Below are 18,789 nucleotides of genomic sequence, written 5' to 3' on the forward strand. Positions count from 1 at the left end.
TCTACTGTCATTTCGTCGACACCCGGTGCCCCTTTATTTGCCCTCACTTTCTTGCAAGCATTAAAGAGGTTGTTGATGTCTACTATCTTTTCAATCAGATCGATACCATCCCGTTGTTCCATTTCTGTAAAGACAGGACTGCACGCTCCCGCATACTCTTCGGTTTCCAACCTATCCCTTTGCGACCAGCCATCTGTCGATGTTTTCTGTGGTCTTTGCACTGTCCTTACCTCCATTTCTTTCCAGGATTGTTATTGTTCAGCCCTTCATCCATTATGGACTACTATGGCTTCTGCTGACTTCTTACAGTTCAACCTGCCATCACTGATCGGTTTGTTCCTGTGCGATATTCCATCACTCTTGTCGGGAACCCCTGTAAGACCTCCCCGGGTAAGAGCTATAACCTTCCTCCCATGTAACCGCTGCATTTACTGTATGGAACTCGGGCAGTATTGGACTTTGTTTTGTTTAGCAAACTCGTCCATTCCAATTCAGCCTTATATGCAGTTTCTCTCCGTCGGTTCGGGATTTTGCCGCCGGCTTCCTTCAGATTCCACCTCACGGTGGACACCCTTGCCTTAAGCTAACGGTTCCTACTGCCAAGCCTGTAGTGGACTTTCACCACCAAGTTATAGCCCATGCCGGGCGCACTAATAAAAAACGCCCCTGCCGAAGCAGGGACGTTATATTACGCGGTACCACCCTAATTTGCGGACTTTTGCCCGCCTCTCTTAATAAATAACGGTTGTGACCGTCTTTTTTTACTAATTTGAGAAATCAAATGTTCGAAAAAGAAGCTCAGGAGAGTAATTCACATTCATGTTTGTACTGATTCACACCAACCATCAGTTCTCTGCAACTACAAGTTCATGAAGCTACTATGCCCCGTCTTTGCTTTTAAGTATTGTTAAATTTAATTTTTATCATAATGTTGAATCATTGTAAAGTAAAATTTCATTATTTTCTAAACAAGTCTTATTGACAGCGTTTTCAATTGATCTTTTTTGCTTTTTTGATTGCCAATCCTTGTTTTATCACATAGAATTGTATTCATATTAAAAATATTTATTTAATTTTCTATTGACAATTTAATTGTTTCAGTCTATCGTATTGAGCTATCAACATATAAAATTCTAACACGCTTCACAGCGTTGAAGTATTGAAGAAAACATTTAATACATTCAAGGAGGGCTAACGATGTCAGATTTAGAAATATTGCGTGATAAGATTGAAAAGAAAACACTTGAAATTCTAGAATTACTAAATGAGCGTGGAGAAATTGCTCAAGAAATTGGAAAACAAAAAGAAACACAGGGTGTAAAACGGTTTGACCCTGTTCAAGAACGAAAAATAATGGATATGGTCGCGGCTCATAATAAGGGGCCATTTGAAACATCAACCCTTCAACATATTTTCAAACAAATTTTAAAGGCGAGTTTGGAACTCCAAGAAGATGACAACCGTAAAGCTTTACTCGTATCTCGTAAAAAGAAGCCGGAAAATACAGTTGTTCAGATTAACGAAACAAAAATTGGAAATGGAAACCAGCATTTTATTATGGGGCCTTGTGCTGTGGAAAGCTATGATCAAGTGAAACTTGTTGCTCAAGCCATGAAAAAGCAAGGTTTGTCCCTAATGCGAGGTGGCGCTTATAAACCTCGAACTTCTCCATACGATTTCCAAGGATTAGGTCTAGAAGGCTTACAGATCCTCCGTCGTGTTGCTGATGAAGAAGGTATGTCTATTATTAGTGAAATTCTAGATACAAGAGATGTTGAATCAGCTTTAGATTACGTCGATGTTATCCAAATTGGTGCTCGTAATATGCAAAATTTTGAACTATTGAAATTAGTCGGTTCTGTCCAAAAGCCCGTATTACTGAAGCGTGGATTGTCTGCAACGATTGAAGAATTTATGTATGCAGCTGAATATATTATTTCACAAGGGAATAACCAAATTATACTTTGTGAAAGAGGAATTAGAACTTACGAAAAAGCAACGCGTAATACATTGGATATTTCCGCTGTTCCTATTTTAAAGAAAGAAACACATTTGCCTGTACTTGTTGATGTAACCCACTCTACAGGTAGAAAAGATTTATTGCTTCCAGCAGCCAAAGCGGCTTTAGCGATTGGTGCAGATGGAGTAATGGCTGAGGTACATCCAGATCCAGCTGTCGCTCTTTCAGATTCAGCACAACAAATGGATATTGATGAATTCAATCAATTTATGGCTGAAGTTAAAGGCTTCGCAGAAGTCATTCAAAAAGCACCAGCTCTGTAATATAGCTTAATTATACAAGGGAGCTGGCTAGCGCTGTACAACACTCCTTTTGTATGGGTTATTGGTTTTAGTTATTTGTATGAAAACAGCCTTGTGTAAATTGAACAAGGCTGTTTTTATATTCACTATGCAGTTTTTAATTCTCTATTATGTAGGGAATTTAGTTATATTTTCTATCAAATAACGTATAATCTATTGCTTTGTTTAAGCAATCTTCCGCTTCTTTTAGTCCCTCTATTGCCGAGGGCGAATATTGCTTGCTCGTGTCTAATAAATGATATGTCGACTGCAGTGCTTTAGAAATTTTCTCAAATTCTGTTAATTTATTTGTCATATAACGTTCCCCTTCCCTTATATACTCACAGTATATTCCCGAGAGGAAGAATTTATTCAATTTTTATTTACAATACTTCTAGACAACAAAAAAACTCACCCATTAGAAGGTGAGAGCCTATCATAACATCTTATAAGCCATGTTCTGTTCCATCGTACTCCAAACGATCATAGGCAGATCTCGTACTCCGGTGGTAATCATCTATCTGCAAGTCAAACTTGCCTTTTTCTTCGTTCATTTCCTGCGAAAAAGTTCCCCTACCAAAATTTGGGTTTCTCACTCACGGGGTTTACCTCGTTCCACCTTTGTTGTTTCCAACAAAGCTACGTCACTGTGGCACTTTAAAGGTACCAACACCATATTATATGGAATATATAACGTAGGTGTTTTCCCTGCCGTCAACCAAGAAAATCTTAGTTGCCCTAGCTTATTGTTTCGCTAGGCGTGATCACTACGGGCATCTCAGCACCGTGCGAGCATGGACTTTCCTCTGCATTGAGCAGCGATTACCTAGATGTTATGATTCATACCAAGATACTATTGTATATTCTTTTTAGCTTACATGCAAGTGGAAAAAATAGTAAAGGACGATTATTCGTCCAGTTTACTTCCAAATACATGTTTCTCCAAGTTAGAAAGACGCTTTAAAATGTCGAAATTAGTCGTTCCAGCGGGTTGTGCTGGTGGCTGTCGACGTGATTGTTCTCCTACTTGTTTTTTCAATTTAATATTTTCCTGCTGCAGTTCTTCTACTACTTGATGCATTGCTTCATAATCTTTAATAATTTGATCTAAAAATTGATCTACTTCATCTTGTTTATAACCGCGGAACTTCGTTTTAAATTCTTTTTCTAAAATTTCTTTAGCAGTTAATTTCAGTCGATCTGCTAACAATCCAAAACACCACCTTAAAATTCACACTACCATACCATTATTCTTCCAAAATAATGTCAATTTGTCAATTTTTCAAGATGGAAATTTTATAAATAAAAAAAGACTGTATGAACAAATAATTAGTTTTCACTTTATAAATAATGAATACTATTTTTGCTGATATCTACCTTAAAAGGCTTTTAAAAGTTTTCACTAGTCCAGTTATTTTCTTTTTAGTATTTTATTTTCTATCTTATGACGCAAAGAGCTCATTTCTAGTCTTTTTAGCAAATCTGCTATATCGAATGAACCTTCCTAGATCATTCGTCTAATGCTGATCCAATCCATCTAGAGTTAAAAAAATTTCAAATAAAGTAAGCTTGTCCATTCTCTCTCCCTAATTCTAAACGGAGTTAACAATCACTTACCGAGCTTATTGCAATTTTTCCCCCTTCAAATATATATGATAATGCTTCATAAGCTGTACTCTTAGTTGACAAAAATTAGGCTGGGACAAAAGTGTTTTCACCAAAGAAAAAATGAATACTTGGTGCAATAACTAGCTTCGGAAATATACTTCGCTTTCAGCGGGCGGCTAGTGAGATTCCTTATGCTTTCGCTCTCAAGGAACTTCGTGCGATGTCTTTTACAAACACGATGTTCTAGTTCGACGTTGGTCATGTCCTATGACCAACGCCGACCTCCCGCAAGTGTCTACGTATATTTCTTATGCTATAGTAATGCATTGTTTGCATTGATGCTTAACATTTTCAATATGCCCCAGCCTCACGATAAAATTAATATGGGAAATTTGGTCTTGGTCCAAAGCCTGGACGTGGCCCGAAACCTGGACCTTGCATTGATCCCGGCCCTGGCATCGGCCCTGGGCCAGGCATCATCACTTGTTGATTTGTAACTTCATTCACCACAGACTGAGTGTGCGGGAAATAATGCTCATGAATAAAATTTTCATGATTAACTGTTGTCGTATGGCTAGGATGAATTTCTGGAACAATATAGTTTTGACACGTATGATTCACACAACATTTCGTTGGATGAACAATAGCTGGTAACACTTTGTTACAACAATTTCTATGCATAAAAAAGCTCCTCTCTCTTGTCATCTTTTCCTTTCATTTACAACCTATGTAAATGAACGGATACATGTACTAATCATAAAACCCAATTTCAAAGAAAAATAATTATACTTCCTAAATTTCCTTTGTATCTCCTTCTAGCAGTAAATTTTTTTAACAAAACAAGTCGAAAATTGCGCTTACCCGGGAAATGAACGCTCCATAAGGGAGGAATTATTCTTCTAGTGAAGCAAGAAACAAAAATTTTTATTGAACTCTTTAAAATCACTTTTCATACGATACAACAGACTATATAGGAGGTGCAAAAATTGAAGGAAAAGCCTAATAATGCCCACCACTTAAGTGAATCATTTCAACATTTAATTCGAAGTATGGATCGCTTATTTACAGAATCACCGAACCAAGGACTCTTACAAAGTATGGATGACTTTTTTACTCAAGCAAAGCCATTTGGGGGATTTCCGGTAGATTTCACCGAAAATAGCAAGGAATATATTATTAACGCACAACTCCCTGGTGTAAAAAAAGAACAGATTGAACTAGAAATACTACCACAATATGTCACGATCACTGTTCATCAGCAAGAAAAGGTTGAAAAAGAAGATGCAAAAAACCATGTCTTTTATAAAAAAGGTATTTGGAATAAATCCTCCAGAACGATTCCGCTTTCAAAACCAACAATCCAACATAAAGCTGTTGCTCAATATAAAGATGGGATTCTAAATATTAGAATCCCAAAAGAAAAAGGAAAAAAACTATCGATTGATTAAAATTTCATTGCAGAAAGTGTGTCGACTCTATACAGAAACTAAAATTCGGGATAGTAAAAAGGAATCGATTAGATAGAATCGATTCCTTTTTAAAGTTTAAACATACCACCTATCCCCTTTGCCATTCCAGAAACTTGATTAATTGCATTCACTAGTTGACCAGCAGTGTTGACCATTTTATTAAAATCATAGGACCCATCTTGAGATTTAAATGACTGAATGATGGAATTAAAAGGTGTCGCTGGTTTTGCTTGATTTAATGGCGAATGTTTTTGTGCATAGGGGATCGGTTGATTATTGTACTGATAATCCTCATCCGATTGTAGAGGATTTTGAAATAGATAACCAGAATTTTTATATTGTTTTTGCGGCAAATATCCTGGTGATGATTGGCTTGGATAAGGTGCAGCATAAGGGATATTCATTCCATATTGAATGCCTGGTTGATAATTGGGTGGATACTGGTTAGGGGGATAAGGATGAACATAAGGATAGGCATTTCTATAATATTGTTGCTGGCCGTTTAAAATTGAAAATGGCTGCATTTTACCCCTCCTTCTATAATTTCTAATACACCTTATGCCCAACCATAGAAATTGGTGCTACTCTCTATCTAATTCTTCAAGCATTCTTCGCAATATAAAATCAATTGATTGAATATGAGAAATAAATCTTTTCAGACTGGACTCAGGGAAAAATGCCCGTATCGAAACCATCTGGATATTTTCTGCTGTATTGCGAATCTGCATTGGATGAAGGTTTTTTGGCTTTTCTTGAAGAGCCCATTTCACCGCCAAAGGTTCCCACTCATCGCATATAATTTTTATCTGATCAGCAAAAGGTTTTACTTCTAGAAAAAAATCACCTTTTTCGCCGGTTTCCCTATGATTAAGAAAAGTCTCATGTGCCTCATTATTATATTTAAATAATTGCTCAGTTAATTCTTTCAGTTTATGTTTTTCCATCTTCCCACCCCTCTTTCGCTCATAATTTTCCATAACATCTAATAGAAAACCATAGATATTCATTATGTATTAAAAAAGCTTTATAAAATAAAACGAAAAAGTAGCTGACTAATGACCGCTACTTTTCCATTTTACTGTTATTAAGCTATCGAAGCAAAACAAACGAACACCTTCAGTTATTTTGCTAAAGCGAAATCTGATTCTATTCTTACTTTATCCTGCCCTAGACTGACGACGGTATTGTATTCCCTTTGCTTAACATGATCAGTTTTCTGCCCTTTACTTAATGCAGATTTTTCTTTCAACATTTGTTCGACTTGATTCATCTGCATTTGAAGATCTTCCAACCGGCTTAGCAATTCTTTTTTAGTCACATTCCTTCCTCCATCCCTCGCCCTTTGCATAAATATTTCACCATTGTTTTGACTTTTCCTGCACAGCTGACAAAACTAGAACGGTTTCGCCAAACAAAGTCATACTTCTATTATTTTTCGTTTTTTCGACATATCTTAAGTAGATGGACGATTAGGACCATTTAGCTTTGGATTCCCTTCACCTGCTTTTGTGGGTTGGTCTTTAATTCTTTTCTTTTCTTCATTTTGTTTATTTTTTGCCATATTTATCATCCTTTCTTAGCTTTCAATTTCCTTATCGTTTTTAACCTGTCCATTTAACTAAACTTCATGTATCTTTTTTGAATATGAATCGTATATACAAATGTAGAAAAAAAAGCTATACTCCCATATGTAAGATTTTTCCTTTTCGATAGCTATGATATAATTGGGTAGAGGTGTGTTATGATGGTTTTTCATTATCCCAACGGAAAAAAGTACCAAGGAACTCCGAATGTAAAAAATATCAATAAACAGTTAAGTAAACAGAGCTCATATAGTAATAGAGGAATGACATTAGAAGAAGATCTGAATGAGACTAATCTGTATTATCGTACCCATAATATCGCAGTCGTTCATAAGAAGCCGATTCCTGTTCAAATTGTAAATGTCGATTATCCTTCAAGAAGTGCGGCTGTTATTAAAGAAGCATATTTTAGGCAAGCATCCACTACAGATTATAATGGTGTTTGGAATGGGAAATATATCGATTTTGAGGCAAAAGAAACAAAGAGTAATAGTTCTTTTCCTTTGAGAAATTTCCATGAACACCAAATTGAGCATATGAAAAGTGTAGTACAGCAAGAAGGAATTACATTTGTGATCATAAGATTTGTGACAACTGATGAAATTTTTCTTCTAGAAGGGAAAGTTTTATTCTTTTATTGGGAACGAATGGTTAAAGGAGGGCGAAAATCAATAAAGAAGGATGAGATTATAAAAGATGGGATTAAAATCCCGTATGGATTACATCCGAGAATTGACTATATAAAAACCGTCCAAAAATTAAACCTTCTTTAACATCTTTGAAAGTGAGGAAACTCCATATGGCAGAAAATTACCAAAGTCGGGTTGAACGTAAAAAGAAACAACCTTCAAATAAAAAGAAACAGCCGAAAAAGGCTAGAAAAATCTTTAAAACAATATTTTTAACTATTTTTATTCTAGGTATCATAGGTGTTGTTGCTGGTGGAACAACCTTTGCCATTTATGCAAAAGACGCCCCACCTGTTGATGATGTTTTACTCATTGATCCGGTTGCCTCAGAATTGCTTGATGTCAACGGAGATGTCTTTGCTGTAGTAGGAACAGAAAATCGTGATTATATTGAATATGATAAGATTCCAACTGAGATGATCGATGCTGTTCTAGCAACAGAAGATGTACGCTTTTTTAAACACGGTGGGATTGATTTTAGAAGACTCGCCGGTGCTGTTCTAGCCAATGTTACGCGCGGTTTTGGTGCGGAAGGTGCTTCAACTCTTACACAACAAGTTGTCAAACTATCGTTTTTATCTGAAGATAAGACATTAAAAAGAAAGGCTCAAGAGGCCTGGTTAGCAATTAAATTAGAAAAAGAATATTCAAAGGAACAAATTTTTGAAATTTATGTGAACAAAATTTATTATGCGAATGGTGTTAATGGAATCGCGACAGCAGCAGAGTATTACTTTGACAAAGACTTAGACGAATTAGAATTACAGGAACGTGCCTTTTTAGCGGGTATTCCCCAATCGCCTAGTCGGTATGATCCTTATGTGCATCCCGAAAATGCTGATCGCAGGAAAAACACGGTTTTGTCCTTAATGAGACAGCATGGAAAAATTTCGAAGGAAGAAATGGAAGCAGCTCAAAATAAATCGATAACTGATACACTTATACCTAAAGAAGAAAATAAAGGGACCCCTTATAAATATGATTCGTTTGTTGATCAAGTGATTCGTGAAGTTGAAGAAATCGGTGATTATAATGTATACACAGATGGTTTAACAATTCATACGACATTGGATCCAGCTGCACAAGAGTATACGGAAAAAATGTTTTTTGATAATGATGTTGTCCAATTTCCTGATGATGAAATGCAAGCAGGTCTCGTACTAACAGACACTAAAACAGGCGAAATTCGTGCGATTGGCGGAAATCGTTATAAAGATATAAAACGGGGACGTAACTTTGCAACGACCCTTTCAGAACGCCAACCAGGTTCTACAATTAAGCCAATCTTTGACTATGGACCTGCGATCGAATATTTAAATTGGTCAACCTATGAGCAAATAGTCGATGAACCTTATCAGTATACGACAGGCCAACCGATTCGAAATTGGGACCAAAAGTACGGAGGGCAAATGTCCATACGTGAAGCCTTGTATAAATCACGGAATATTCCAGCCCTAAAAGCTTTCCAAGCCGCTGGTAATGACAATGTTCGTGACTTTGCTGAGAAAGTTGGATTGGAATACGACAAAATTGAGAATGAATCAGCTTCCATTGGCGCCATTGCCGATGTATCACCTTTAAAACTAGCAGGTGCTTATGCAGCTTTTGGTAATGAAGGTATGTATAACAAACCGCATACCGTTAAGAAAATTATCTTGAAAGACAATGAAACAGAAATTGTCAATAAAGTTTCACCGCAGCTTGCCATGAAAGATTCTACAGCATTTATGGTCACAAGCATGCTAAAAGATGTAATTTCAAGTAAAGCTGGGGCAACTGGCAGTGGTGCAATTATTCCTGGTCTACCAGCAGCCGGAAAAACAGGAACAACGAATTATACTCAGGAAGAAATAGAGGAACTCGGTCTAAATCAAGGTGATGTTCCTGATGCCTGGTTTGCGGGATATACAACCAATTATACAATCGCTGTTTGGACGGGTTACGAAAATCGAAAAAAACCTTTACGAGCAGGAACTAATGATCAGCAAATTGCTAAGGAATTGTATCGAAATTTAATGACTCACGTCTCACAAGATGTAGATACTCCTGATTTTGAGATGCCGAAAAGTGTTGTAAAAGCGGCTGTTGAGAAAGGATCCAATCCAGCGAAAAAACCAAGTAAATATACCCCAGAAAGTAATATTGTTTATGAATATTTTGTAACTGGAACGGAACCTAAAGAGACATCTACGAACTTTGATAAATTAGACACACCTTCAGTAAATGGGAAGTATAATAATGACTCAAATCAAATAGAATTTAATTGGAATCACCCAGATAAGGATAAAAAAGGCTTAGCCTTTGATGTCTCGATAAAAATTGACGGGGAGAAAAAATCTCTCGGACAGTTATCAGAAAGGAGTTACATTCTAAAAGATGTTGAGCCTGAAAAAACTTATAGTATAGAAGTAATAGCTATTTTTGAAGGTCAGAAAAGTAGTGCTGGTACAGCAAGTGTTACTGTTCCTAAAGAAGAGGAAAAGGAAGAGGAAGTCGAAAAAGAGGAAGAAGAAACAACCCCTCCTGAGGAAGACAGCACTCAAGAGGAAGAAGAGAAAGATGACCAGCAACAAGAACAAGAAGAGGGAAATGAAGAGGAAAAAGCAGAACAGCCTGAAGATAATCAGTCTGAAGGAGATAATGAACAAGATAAAGAGCAAGATAATAATGAGCAAGTTGAGGATGAAGATCCGGGTCAACCTACAAATAATGATGTTCCAGAAGATAACCCTGATCAAGACGCTTCTAATTCGGAGGAAGCCGAATAGTTGTTCACTATTCAGCTCTTCCCAACATATTATATAGGATAAATAAAAGCGCCAAGTACTCTTACATAAGAGCAACTTGGCGCTTTTATTGTTTCTATTCCACTAAACGGATTTATTTTACTTAAGAGTACCTTGCGCTTTCTTTTTTAGTCGTTTTTTCCCTTCTCTACATATCTCGTTTAAGGGACAAGTTGAACATTGCGGATTTTGTGCTTTACAATGATAGCGTCCAAAGAAAATCATTCGATGATGAGTAACTGACCATTCATCTTCTGGAACCTTCCGCATTAAAGTCTTTTCAACTTCTAGCACACTATCTTTCCAACGACAAAAGGCTAGACGCTTACTGACCCGTTCTACATGCGTATCTACAGCGATAGCTGGGATACCATATGCAACTGATAAAACGACGTTCGCTGTTTTTCTTCCAACACCAGGTAATTTTTCGAGTTCTTCACGAGTTGTGGGAACCTCTCCCCCATACTCCTCTATCAGCATTTTACTTAGCTTTTGAATATTTTTTGCTTTATTACGGAACAATCCAATCGATCGGATATCCGTTTGCAATTCTTCTAAAGGAACTGCTAAATAATCTTCAGGCGTTTTATATTTTTTAAATAATTGTTTTGTTACTCGATTTACTAATGCATCCGTGCATTGGGCAGATAATGAAACTGCTATGACGAGTTCAAAAGGGTTTGAATGAAGGAGCTCACAATGAGCATCAGGAAACATTTCTCCCATCTCGTCCAAGCAAAAACGGATTTCTTGTTTATTTAACATTCTATCACCTTATTGCTCAAGCCAATTATAAACAGGCATTGTTTTTGATGTTGAATGCGTTGGTTTGCTGGCTTTTGTTTTTTGTCTGAATTTGGAACTATGAATCTTTGCTTGCTCTACTGTCTGTATGCCGTTTTTCTTCCATTCAAATAAGATCCGATCAATATAGCGGAAATTAAGCGTATTGGACATAACTGCTTCTTTTAAAGCGGCTTTTATCAATGTTGGCTCTTGTCCATCTTGATCGATCCACATTGCCAATGATTCACATTCCATCGGCGATAAAGGACGGCCAAATTCGTTTTCAAAAATGGTAAATAAATTTTGTTCTTCTTCTAATATATTTCCAAAATTTTCATGTTTTCTTTCTTTTATCATTTCTTCAGCGAGCTTATACCATAAAGGGGTAAGAGAATATTGATCAAACCCTAAACCTTTATCACTTTGCTGTTCAATTTTAATCATTTCATGCTGAACAAGTTTTCGAAGAATTGATGAACATTCATTATGAGTAATCGTCATTTTCTCAGCAATTTGTTCAGGTGTGGGAAAATCATTTCCTTTTTCTTTGTATGCAATAATCTGAAGAAGTAAAGAAAGTTCTTTTTCATCCAATCCTAAGTTTCGATATTTTTGAATGAGCAAAACAGGAATTTGAATTGTTCCTGCTTCAATCCAGGATACCATTATGTCTTGATCCATTTTATGACACCTCGCTTTACGTTTTCTAGAGGCTGTTCAAAAAGTCCGGTAAAAATGACGCTTCGGGATAAAGGATCCTCGACTAAGTGCCAACACTGCCTGTGTCGAACGACGAAGTCCTCACTTCCAGTGAAAGCTAGCTTGTTTTTGCGCTCCTCGGAAAAGAAAAAACTTTTCATTCGGAGACCTTGTGCTCATGTATCTAAATACATATATTCCGCTACTCGTAACTGCGTCGCCGTACAGGATGTACTAATGTCGGACGTCAGCGCTTTTATCCGACTCGATCCTTCTCCTTCTGTTTTGAACACGCTCTTCTATGGAAAAGAATCCATATGAATGAAAGAGACTAACCATCGTGGATAGTCTCTTTATCTTGATGTTTTCATAAACGAGCAATATGGTTTCCTATTGACTCACTGAATAATACTATTATGGATATAACCGATTTAGCAAACGTGGGAATGGTATAGTTTCTCGAACATGTTCCACACCAGCTATCCAAGCAACAGTCCGCTCTAAACCTAATCCAAAACCTGAATGTGGTACTGATCCATATCGTGAAATATCCAAATACCATTCATAAGCTTCTTTTGGTAATTGATGGTCTTCCATTCTCTTCTGCATTAATTCAAAATCATGAATTCTTTCAGAGCCACCAATGATTTCTCCGTAACCTTCAGGAGCAATCATATCCGCACAAAGGACAACCTCATCATTTTCAGAATCTGGCTGCATATAAAATGGCTTAATTTTCGTTGGGTATTTCGTAATAAACACGGGTTGATCAAAATGATCAGCAATTGCCGTCTCATGAGGAGCGCCGAAATCATCTCCCCATTGTATATCTTCAAAGCCCTGCTCATGTAAAAATTTAATTGCATCATCATACGTAATACGTGGGAATGGAGCTACTACTTTTTCTAACTTCGTTGTGTCTCTTCCCAGTCTTTCTAATTCCAAAGAACAGTTTTTTAATACGGATTGGACGATAAATGCTACATATTCTTCTTGTACTTTTAGGCTATCCTCAAAGTTATAAAAGGCCATCTCAGGTTCAATCATCCAAAATTCAATTAGATGTCTACGAGTTTTTGATTTCTCTGCTCTAAAGGTAGGACCGAAAGAAAATACTTTCCCTAACGCCATAGCTGCGGCTTCCATATATAACTGTCCACTTTGCGAGAGGAAAGCATCTTCATCAAAATATTTTGTGTGGAAAAGCTCTGTCGTTCCTTCTGGAGCACTTCCAGTTAAAATCGGTGGGTCAATTTTAACAAATCCATGTGAATTAAAAAATTCATATGTAGCACGGATAATTTCGTTTCTAATTTTCATTACAGCATGTTGACGTCTGGAACGAAGCCATAAATGACGATGATCCATTAGAAATTCAGTGCCGTGATTTTTAGGTGTAATCGGATAATTCGTTGCCTCTTGAATAATTTCAATATTTGATACTAATAATTCATACCCGAATGAAGAACGACTATCTTCTTGAACAACACCTGTTACAAATAGGGAGGTTTCTTGTGATAGTGATTTGGCCGTTTGAAAAATAGATTCGTCCACTTCGCTTTTAACCATTACTCCTTGGATAAATCCTGTTCCATCTCGCAGTTGCAGAAAAGCAATTTTTCCACTTGAACGTTTATTATCTAACCATGCCCCAATAGTAACTTCCTGTCCTACATATTTACTAACTTCTGAAATCGATACTTTCATACTAGTCGTCCTTTCATAATCGCAAAAAATTTACTTTAATTTATTTCATTTTATTTTGAATAAAGGTATGGATTCTATTGACCGCTTCTTCTAAATTCTCTAAGGATGTTGCATAAGATAAGCGGATGTTATCAGGGGAACCAAAACCAGATCCCGGTACTACCGCTACTAGAGCTTCCTCTAATAACCCTGTAACAAATTGATCAACTGTTTCATACCCTGTTAATTTTGCAGCTTCCTTCACATTAGGAAATAAGTAGAAGGCTCCTTGCGGCTTTTTACATTGAACACCTGGAATAGAAATAAGCTTTGGATAAATAATATTTAATCTTTCTTCAAAAGCTTTCTTCATTGTTTCCACAGCTGTTTGTGGTCCATTATAAGCTTCAATTGCTCCAAATTGAGAAGTAGTTGTTGGATTAGAAGTAGAGTGACTAGCAAGGTCTGTCATAGCAGCAATTAGTTTTTTGTTTCCAGCCGCATAGCCTATTCTCCACCCCGTCATGGAATGTGATTTGGAAACACCATTGATCAAAATAGTGCTCTCCTTTAATTCCTGAGAAATCTCTGCAATTGATGTATGAGTATTGTTCCCATAAATTAATTTTTCATAGATTTCATCTGAAACAATTGTAACTTGATGTTTTAAGCAAATTTCACCTAAAGCAGCCAATTCACTTTTAGTATAGAGCATACCTGTTGGATTACTTGGTGTATTTAATACAAAGGCTTTTGTTTTAGGTGTAATAACCTCTTCTAACTGTTCTGGTGTTATTTTAAAGTCTTGCCGTTCTTCACCTTTTACATAAACAGGTGTTCCTTCAGCTAGTTTTACTTGTTCTGGATAACTGACCCAATAAGGCGTTGGGATAATGACTTCATCACCAGGATTTAAAAGAACTTGAAATAAAGTATAAAGAATATGCTTGGCCCCATTCCCAACGATTACTTCCGAAGGAGCATATTCGAGACCTTGATCATTCTTTAGTTTTGTAATGATTGCCTGCTTTAGTTCCGGTAATCCTCCAGCAGGGGTATATTTTGTTTTCCCTTCTTTCATCGATCTATAAGCTGCTTCAATAATATTGCTTGGTGTATTAAAGTCAGGCTCTCCTGCTCCAAGACCAATTACATCCATCCCTTGTGCTTTTAATTCTTTTGCTTTTGCAGTAATGGCCAATGTTGTGGATGGAGTTAAGGTTTCAACACGGTTTGCTAATTTAATCGTCATGATAATTCCTCTCTCTGCTATAAATTTTCAATTTTCCGCCACCATTTTCCAGTATCAAAATGAATGTAATAATAATTGAGATGAGACTGTTCATCAAGGTAAGAAATTTCCCAAAGTGGTAAATTCTTTTCCATTCCGAGCCTAACTCCCATTATTTTCTGCGGTTTTTCTTCTTGATTCAATTTTGCAATAGCATCTTGCTTTGAAATACCATCTGCCATTTTCTTCTTAACAATTTTTTCTTTTTTCTTTTCGGGAATCCAGACGGCAAGTTGCTCTCCTGATTTGTCTTCACCTACAATGACATAATGAGTCTCAGCGCCATTATATAAGTAAAATTCATCAATTTTTGTTAGTTTGGCTTCCGTTTTCGCCCTCTCTTCAGCATATGATCTCATATCCTTTAATGGAGCACGACTCGTTTGATATATATAAACAAAGAGTACCAAAACTACAAGAAAGACGCTTGCTGTTCCAATTAAAATCCACTTTTTCATGCGTGCCTTCTCACTACCATCATTCCTTTACATTTTCACTTTATGTGTTGAGTTTATACACAAAAAATGTCATTATATCACCTAATAAAACGGTCATACTATTAGATAAGCAATGCTTTCCATCATTATAACAGGAATTTTGTTGAATGATGATGGATTTTGCGTTTTAAAATTAAATTTTAGCCCACATGATTGAGGCTGTGTTCATCAGCCTCAATCAAGCCATTGTTGAATTTGGTTCAATATGACAGGTAGGGGCCCCTTTTCAACTGGGATCGGTGGTATAGATTTTAAAAATACTTTTCCGTAAGATGTTGTATCTAATCGCTTATCAAAAACTACCACAACGCCCCGATCTTTTTCACCTCGTATAAGTCTACCGAATCCTTGCTTGAAGCGGAGTACAGCTTGTGGTAAGGCATAAGTAGTAAATGGATTCATTCCTTTTTCCTTAATGGTTTCATATTTTGCCTCTGTAACTGGTTCATCAGGCGGGGCAAATGGAAGTCTCACGATGATAAGACAAGATAGATCTTTTCCAGGTATGTCTACCCCTTCCCAAAAGCTACTAGTTCCAAAAAGAATTGCCTTATTAAATTGTTGAAAGTTTTTAATTAAACGCGATCTGCTCCCAGTTGATATCCCCTGCGCTAAAATTGCATAATCTTCTAAACAACCTGCATCTTTTACTAAGTAATACGTTTTTTTTAACATATCATAAGAAGTAAAAAGAATTAACATTCTCCCATTCGTTACCTCTGCAATGGCTGACAAGTGACTAGCAATCATTTCGATATCATGATCCATCGCTTGGCCTCGAATTTCGGGTAAATCTGTCGGGATTAGTAGTTTTGCCATTTCATCGAATTTAAAAGGAGAGGGATATATTTTCTGGACAATTTCATTCTCAGCAAGTCCTAATTCATCTAAAAAGAAGCGCAAAGATCCTTCGATCGATAAGGTAGCAGATGTTAAAACAACCGATTGTTTTTGTGCAAATAAATTTTCCTTTAAGATTGAACCAATCTCTTCCGGCTCATTTCGAATCGTAATACTATTCGGCAGTGCTTTTAAATCGCCTTGTAACCATAAAATATTTTCTTCAGCAGGTGAAATGAAAATGTCTTTTATCTTTGCACCAATCGTAGCCCATTTTTGAATAAAACTATTCATTTCCTCAATAAAAGCCTGTTCAGCTAGGACTAGTTTCTCTTTCTTGTCTCGAATTAAGTGTAGTCGCTCTTCTAATCCATTTTTTATAAGTTGATGTTGATCATATACTCTCTCTGCACACATAACAATTGAACGCCAATTTGAATTTGTTTTCATATCATTCGTAATCCGCAGAAGATCTTTTTTCGTTTGCAAAGTTCTGTTTTGTCTTGAAACGACTAATAATTTACTTAATTGCGCGTATAAAATGTCTAATTCTTCATCCATGTATAGGAATGCTTCTTCTAACTCCGTAGAGTGAGTAGTTGGTTTTAAATTTTTATTTTTGATTAGTGTTTCTAATGTTTTAAAGAAAAAATTCTTTTCCATCGTCCCTAATCGACCAATCCAATATTTCACTGAATTATATTCTAATTTCTCACCAAAGCATTTTCGGGCGGTTCTCTCAAGGTGGTGAGCTTCATCAATAATTACATATTGATAATTGGGAAGAATATCCTTTTCTGTATCTAAGAGTAACATAGAGTGATTCGTAATAATAATATTGGAATATAAAGCTTTTTCACGCGCGAAAAGATAAAAATCTCTTGAAAGCCAAGCATCCTTATTTTTCTCCATAAACCAGCCATCATGTTGTATTCTATATCTGAACAAATGGCCTCCACTAGTGAAATTTAATTCATCTAAGTCACCGGTTTCCGTTCGCGTCAGCCAGACTAGAATTTGCATTTTTGTCAGAACAATATCATAGTGCTTCTCTTGTTCACGTAAGGTTTGTTCAAATTTCAGTAAATTAATATAATGATTTCTTCCTTTTACAATGCAAGCCTGAATTGGAAATGAAACTGCTTTTTCTAATCTCCTGATTTCATTGTTTAATATTTGTTCTTGCATTTGCGTTGTATATGTACTGATCATAACTGGCTGCTGCTTTTCAATAGCAACATAAAGAGCAGGAAGTAAATAGGCCAATGATTTTCCAGTTCCAGTTCCTGCTTCAATCACCGTATGCTTTTGTTCAACGAAGGCTTCATGAATTGTATCCATCATATCAAACTGCATTTCTCTAGCTTGAAAGCCAGCAATATGAGAGGCAAGTACTTGGACTTTTTCTTCCTGAGTCACTGGATAGGGATGTTTTTCTATGTCTTGGCTGTTTATTGGAAAACTCTTCTTCTTAAGGGCAATTCCACGATGGACTTCCAAATCTTCTGCTAAATTTTCTATCTTTGCTTCTTGTTCCTTTAGAAGTTCATGAAATAAAGGCCCAATATCGCTTTTTAAATAAAAGGCAAGCTCAGTTAATTTTTCTAATGTAACAACAGGTAGTTGTTTCGCTTTTTCAATTAACATTAAGAGTAATTCCGCTGTGACTAAAGCGTCACTATCTGCTTGGTGTGGTCGATCATGATCAAATCCTAATACATCTGAGAGCTCAGATAATTTATAGCTTGGAGATTCTGGCATCAGTATTTTAGTTAATTCTACTGTATCAATTGCATTTGAAAAAACATTAAAGTATCCTGCTTCTTCCATTTCTTTGCGTAAGAAGCCTAAATCAAACAACACATTATGTGCAACAAACACAGCATTACTAAGTAATTTTTGGAGCTTCTCAGCAATTTCGCAAAAACGAGGCGCTTCTTCTACCATACCATCTTCTATTCCTGTTAGTTCAGCAATAAAAGGAGGGATAGAAATACCTGGATTAATAAAGGTTGTATACTGATCAATGATCTCGGAGTGTTGAATCACTACCGCGGATAATTGAATGATACGATCTCCTTTTTCCCACATATTCCCCGTTGTCTCTAAGTCAACAACAACATATTTTTGTGACATTCTGATCTCACCTTTTTAAATCTAGCCCATACTTCCCAGTTTAGCTTTTGGGAGCATTAACTCATTTACTATTTACTAATTGAAGTTTTAATTTATCCTCATCATTGTACCATATCTTTCTATACATGGTAAGAAAAGCGCAAGCGCTCGTTTAGCGCCCTACAAACTTGGATAATAAGGTTGAACGGCAAAAATCGCAACGCCAGTTCTGCCCAACATCCTATTGACCTGAGAGAAGGAAACACGATGAACCACGAAATGCGGAAGGCGGTTGTTTAGGGGCGACAAGCTAATGTTCCCTTCCCGGGTTCAGGATATTTGAACGCGAGCCCCTTACCGCCTGTGGCGACATCAAAGGGTGTATCGAAGTTGAATTACGCATGCAGTCACCGAAAGCTTGCTGGTGGCTGGGCGCTTG

At 36.6% G+C, this 18,789-nt stretch carries 16 protein-coding genes, 1 other RNA gene, 1 pseudogene and 1 other annotated feature; of the genes and pseudogenes, 4 read left to right on the plus strand and 14 right to left on the minus strand.

What is annotated here, in order from left to right; all coding sequences use genetic code 11:
- Positions 1-221: pseudogene (locus J2Z23_RS07465) on the minus strand (group II intron reverse transcriptase/maturase); the annotation flags it as partial.
- Positions 222-673: 452 nt separating this feature from the next.
- Positions 674-901, minus strand: a binding site (T-box leader).
- Positions 902-1,197: 296 nt separating this feature from the next.
- Between J2Z23_RS07465 and J2Z23_RS07470 the strand changes: the two are divergent.
- A complete protein-coding gene (locus J2Z23_RS07470) occupies positions 1,198-2,283 on the plus strand; it encodes a bifunctional 3-deoxy-7-phosphoheptulonate synthase/chorismate mutase (RefSeq protein ID WP_057988208.1) in 1,086 nt (361 codons plus the stop codon).
- Positions 2,284-2,443: 160 nt separating this feature from the next.
- Here the strand turns inward: J2Z23_RS07470 and J2Z23_RS07475 are convergent, their stop codons facing one another.
- From J2Z23_RS07475 to J2Z23_RS07490, 4 genes are all read right to left on the minus strand, one after another.
- Positions 2,444-2,617 (minus strand): hypothetical protein, encoded by a 174-nt coding sequence (locus J2Z23_RS07475; RefSeq protein WP_165589657.1) that lies wholly within the window; start codon positions 2,615-2,617, stop codon positions 2,444-2,446.
- Positions 2,618-2,745: 128 nt separating this feature from the next.
- Positions 2,746-3,135, minus strand: an RNA gene (gene rnpB / locus J2Z23_RS07480) — RNase P RNA component class B.
- 73 nt (positions 3,136-3,208) lie between these two features.
- On the minus strand, positions 3,209-3,511 hold the full coding sequence (gene gpsB / locus J2Z23_RS07485) for a cell division regulator GpsB (RefSeq protein WP_057988209.1): 303 nt from the start codon (positions 3,509-3,511) through the stop codon (positions 3,209-3,211).
- Positions 3,512-4,287: 776 nt separating this feature from the next.
- A complete protein-coding gene (locus J2Z23_RS07490; RefSeq protein WP_057988212.1) occupies positions 4,288-4,590 on the minus strand; it encodes a CotD family spore coat protein in 303 nt (100 codons plus the stop codon).
- Between the two features lie 305 nt (positions 4,591-4,895).
- Between J2Z23_RS07490 and J2Z23_RS07495 the strand changes: the two genes are divergently transcribed.
- Complete coding sequence (locus J2Z23_RS07495; RefSeq protein ID WP_082881358.1) at positions 4,896-5,357, plus strand: Hsp20/alpha crystallin family protein; 462 nt, start codon at positions 4,896-4,898, stop codon at positions 5,355-5,357.
- A gap of 89 nt (positions 5,358-5,446) precedes the next feature.
- Here the strand turns inward: J2Z23_RS07495 and J2Z23_RS07500 are convergent, their stop codons facing one another.
- The 3 genes from J2Z23_RS07500 to J2Z23_RS07510 all read right to left on the minus strand — a co-directional run bounded on the left by J2Z23_RS07500 (position 5,447) and on the right by J2Z23_RS07510 (position 6,696).
- Positions 5,447-5,902: a YppG family protein gene (locus tag J2Z23_RS07500; RefSeq protein WP_057988216.1), complete on the minus strand. Its 456-nt coding sequence runs from the start codon at positions 5,900-5,902 to the stop codon at positions 5,447-5,449.
- Between the two features lie 57 nt (positions 5,903-5,959).
- Positions 5,960-6,322 (minus strand): YppE family protein, encoded by a 363-nt coding sequence (locus tag J2Z23_RS07505; protein WP_209973597.1) that lies wholly within the window; start codon positions 6,320-6,322, stop codon positions 5,960-5,962.
- Positions 6,323-6,498: 176 nt separating this feature from the next.
- On the minus strand, positions 6,499-6,696 hold the full coding sequence (locus J2Z23_RS07510) for a hypothetical protein (protein WP_057988220.1): 198 nt from the start codon (positions 6,694-6,696) through the stop codon (positions 6,499-6,501).
- A gap of 426 nt (positions 6,697-7,122) precedes the next feature.
- On the opposite strand from J2Z23_RS07510, the gene recU reads away from it, so the two are divergent.
- Entirely contained in the window at positions 7,123-7,734 is a 612-nt protein-coding gene (gene recU, locus J2Z23_RS07515) for a Holliday junction resolvase RecU (RefSeq protein ID WP_057994269.1), read from the plus strand.
- A 26-nt stretch (positions 7,735-7,760) separates the two neighbouring features.
- Complete coding sequence (locus tag J2Z23_RS07520) at positions 7,761-10,418, plus strand: transglycosylase domain-containing protein (RefSeq protein ID WP_209973599.1); 2,658 nt, start codon at positions 7,761-7,763, stop codon at positions 10,416-10,418.
- A gap of 117 nt (positions 10,419-10,535) precedes the next feature.
- Here the strand turns inward: J2Z23_RS07520 and nth are convergent, their stop codons facing one another.
- The 6 genes from nth to dinG all read right to left on the minus strand — a co-directional run bounded on the left by nth (position 10,536) and on the right by dinG (position 18,371).
- On the minus strand, positions 10,536-11,201 hold the full coding sequence (gene nth, locus J2Z23_RS07525; protein ID WP_057988226.1) for an endonuclease III: 666 nt from the start codon (positions 11,199-11,201) through the stop codon (positions 10,536-10,538).
- 9 nt (positions 11,202-11,210) lie between these two features.
- Entirely contained in the window at positions 11,211-11,903 is a 693-nt protein-coding gene (locus tag J2Z23_RS07530; RefSeq protein WP_057988228.1) for a DnaD domain-containing protein, read from the minus strand.
- A 432-nt stretch (positions 11,904-12,335) separates the two neighbouring features.
- On the minus strand, positions 12,336-13,628 hold the full coding sequence (gene asnS / locus J2Z23_RS07535) for an asparagine--tRNA ligase (RefSeq protein ID WP_057988230.1): 1,293 nt from the start codon (positions 13,626-13,628) through the stop codon (positions 12,336-12,338).
- Between the two features lie 40 nt (positions 13,629-13,668).
- Positions 13,669-14,859, minus strand: coding sequence for a pyridoxal phosphate-dependent aminotransferase (locus J2Z23_RS07540; protein ID WP_238482660.1), 1,191 nt, complete (start codon positions 14,857-14,859; stop codon positions 13,669-13,671).
- A 17-nt stretch (positions 14,860-14,876) separates the two neighbouring features.
- Positions 14,877-15,356 (minus strand): cell wall elongation regulator TseB-like domain-containing protein, encoded by a 480-nt coding sequence (locus J2Z23_RS07545; protein ID WP_057988233.1) that lies wholly within the window; start codon positions 15,354-15,356, stop codon positions 14,877-14,879.
- A 213-nt stretch (positions 15,357-15,569) separates the two neighbouring features.
- Positions 15,570-18,371, minus strand: a complete 2,802-nt coding sequence (gene dinG, locus J2Z23_RS07550) for an ATP-dependent DNA helicase DinG (RefSeq protein WP_209973601.1) — start codon at positions 18,369-18,371, stop codon at positions 15,570-15,572.
- Positions 18,372-18,789: the final 418 nt, after the last annotated feature.

This window comes from Lederbergia galactosidilytica, from assembly GCF_017873565.1.
Classification (GTDB): Bacteria; Bacillota; Bacilli; order Bacillales; family Bacillaceae_C; genus Lederbergia; species Lederbergia galactosidilytica.

What these genes read in the sequence shown, in the direction of transcription:
- J2Z23_RS07540 (WP_238482660.1), bottom strand. Translation starts at nt 14,859, where the DNA reads ATGACGATTAAATTAGCAAACCGTGTTGAAACCTTAACTCCATCCACA.
- recU (WP_057994269.1), top strand. Translation starts at nt 7,123, where the DNA reads ATGGTTTTTCATTATCCCAACGGAAAAAAGTACCAAGGAACTCCGAAT.
- J2Z23_RS07490 (WP_057988212.1), bottom strand. Translation starts at nt 4,590, where the DNA reads ATGCATAGAAATTGTTGTAACAAAGTGTTACCAGCTATTGTTCATCCA.
- J2Z23_RS07505 (WP_209973597.1), bottom strand. Translation starts at nt 6,322, where the DNA reads ATGGAAAAACATAAACTGAAAGAATTAACTGAGCAATTATTTAAATAT.
- J2Z23_RS07470 (WP_057988208.1), top strand. Translation starts at nt 1,198, where the DNA reads ATGTCAGATTTAGAAATATTGCGTGATAAGATTGAAAAGAAAACACTT.
- J2Z23_RS07520 (WP_209973599.1), top strand. Translation starts at nt 7,761, where the DNA reads ATGGCAGAAAATTACCAAAGTCGGGTTGAACGTAAAAAGAAACAACCT.
- J2Z23_RS07475 (WP_165589657.1), bottom strand. Translation starts at nt 2,617, where the DNA reads ATGACAAATAAATTAACAGAATTTGAGAAAATTTCTAAAGCACTGCAG.
- dinG (WP_209973601.1), bottom strand. Translation starts at nt 18,371, where the DNA reads ATGTCACAAAAATATGTTGTTGTTGACTTAGAGACAACGGGGAATATG.
- J2Z23_RS07530 (WP_057988228.1), bottom strand. Translation starts at nt 11,903, where the DNA reads ATGGATCAAGACATAATGGTATCCTGGATTGAAGCAGGAACAATTCAA.
- asnS (WP_057988230.1), bottom strand. Translation starts at nt 13,628, where the DNA reads ATGAAAGTATCGATTTCAGAAGTTAGTAAATATGTAGGACAGGAAGTT.
- J2Z23_RS07545 (WP_057988233.1), bottom strand. Translation starts at nt 15,356, where the DNA reads ATGAAAAAGTGGATTTTAATTGGAACAGCAAGCGTCTTTCTTGTAGTT.
- J2Z23_RS07500 (WP_057988216.1), bottom strand. Translation starts at nt 5,902, where the DNA reads ATGCAGCCATTTTCAATTTTAAACGGCCAGCAACAATATTATAGAAAT.
- nth (WP_057988226.1), bottom strand. Translation starts at nt 11,201, where the DNA reads ATGTTAAATAAACAAGAAATCCGTTTTTGCTTGGACGAGATGGGAGAA.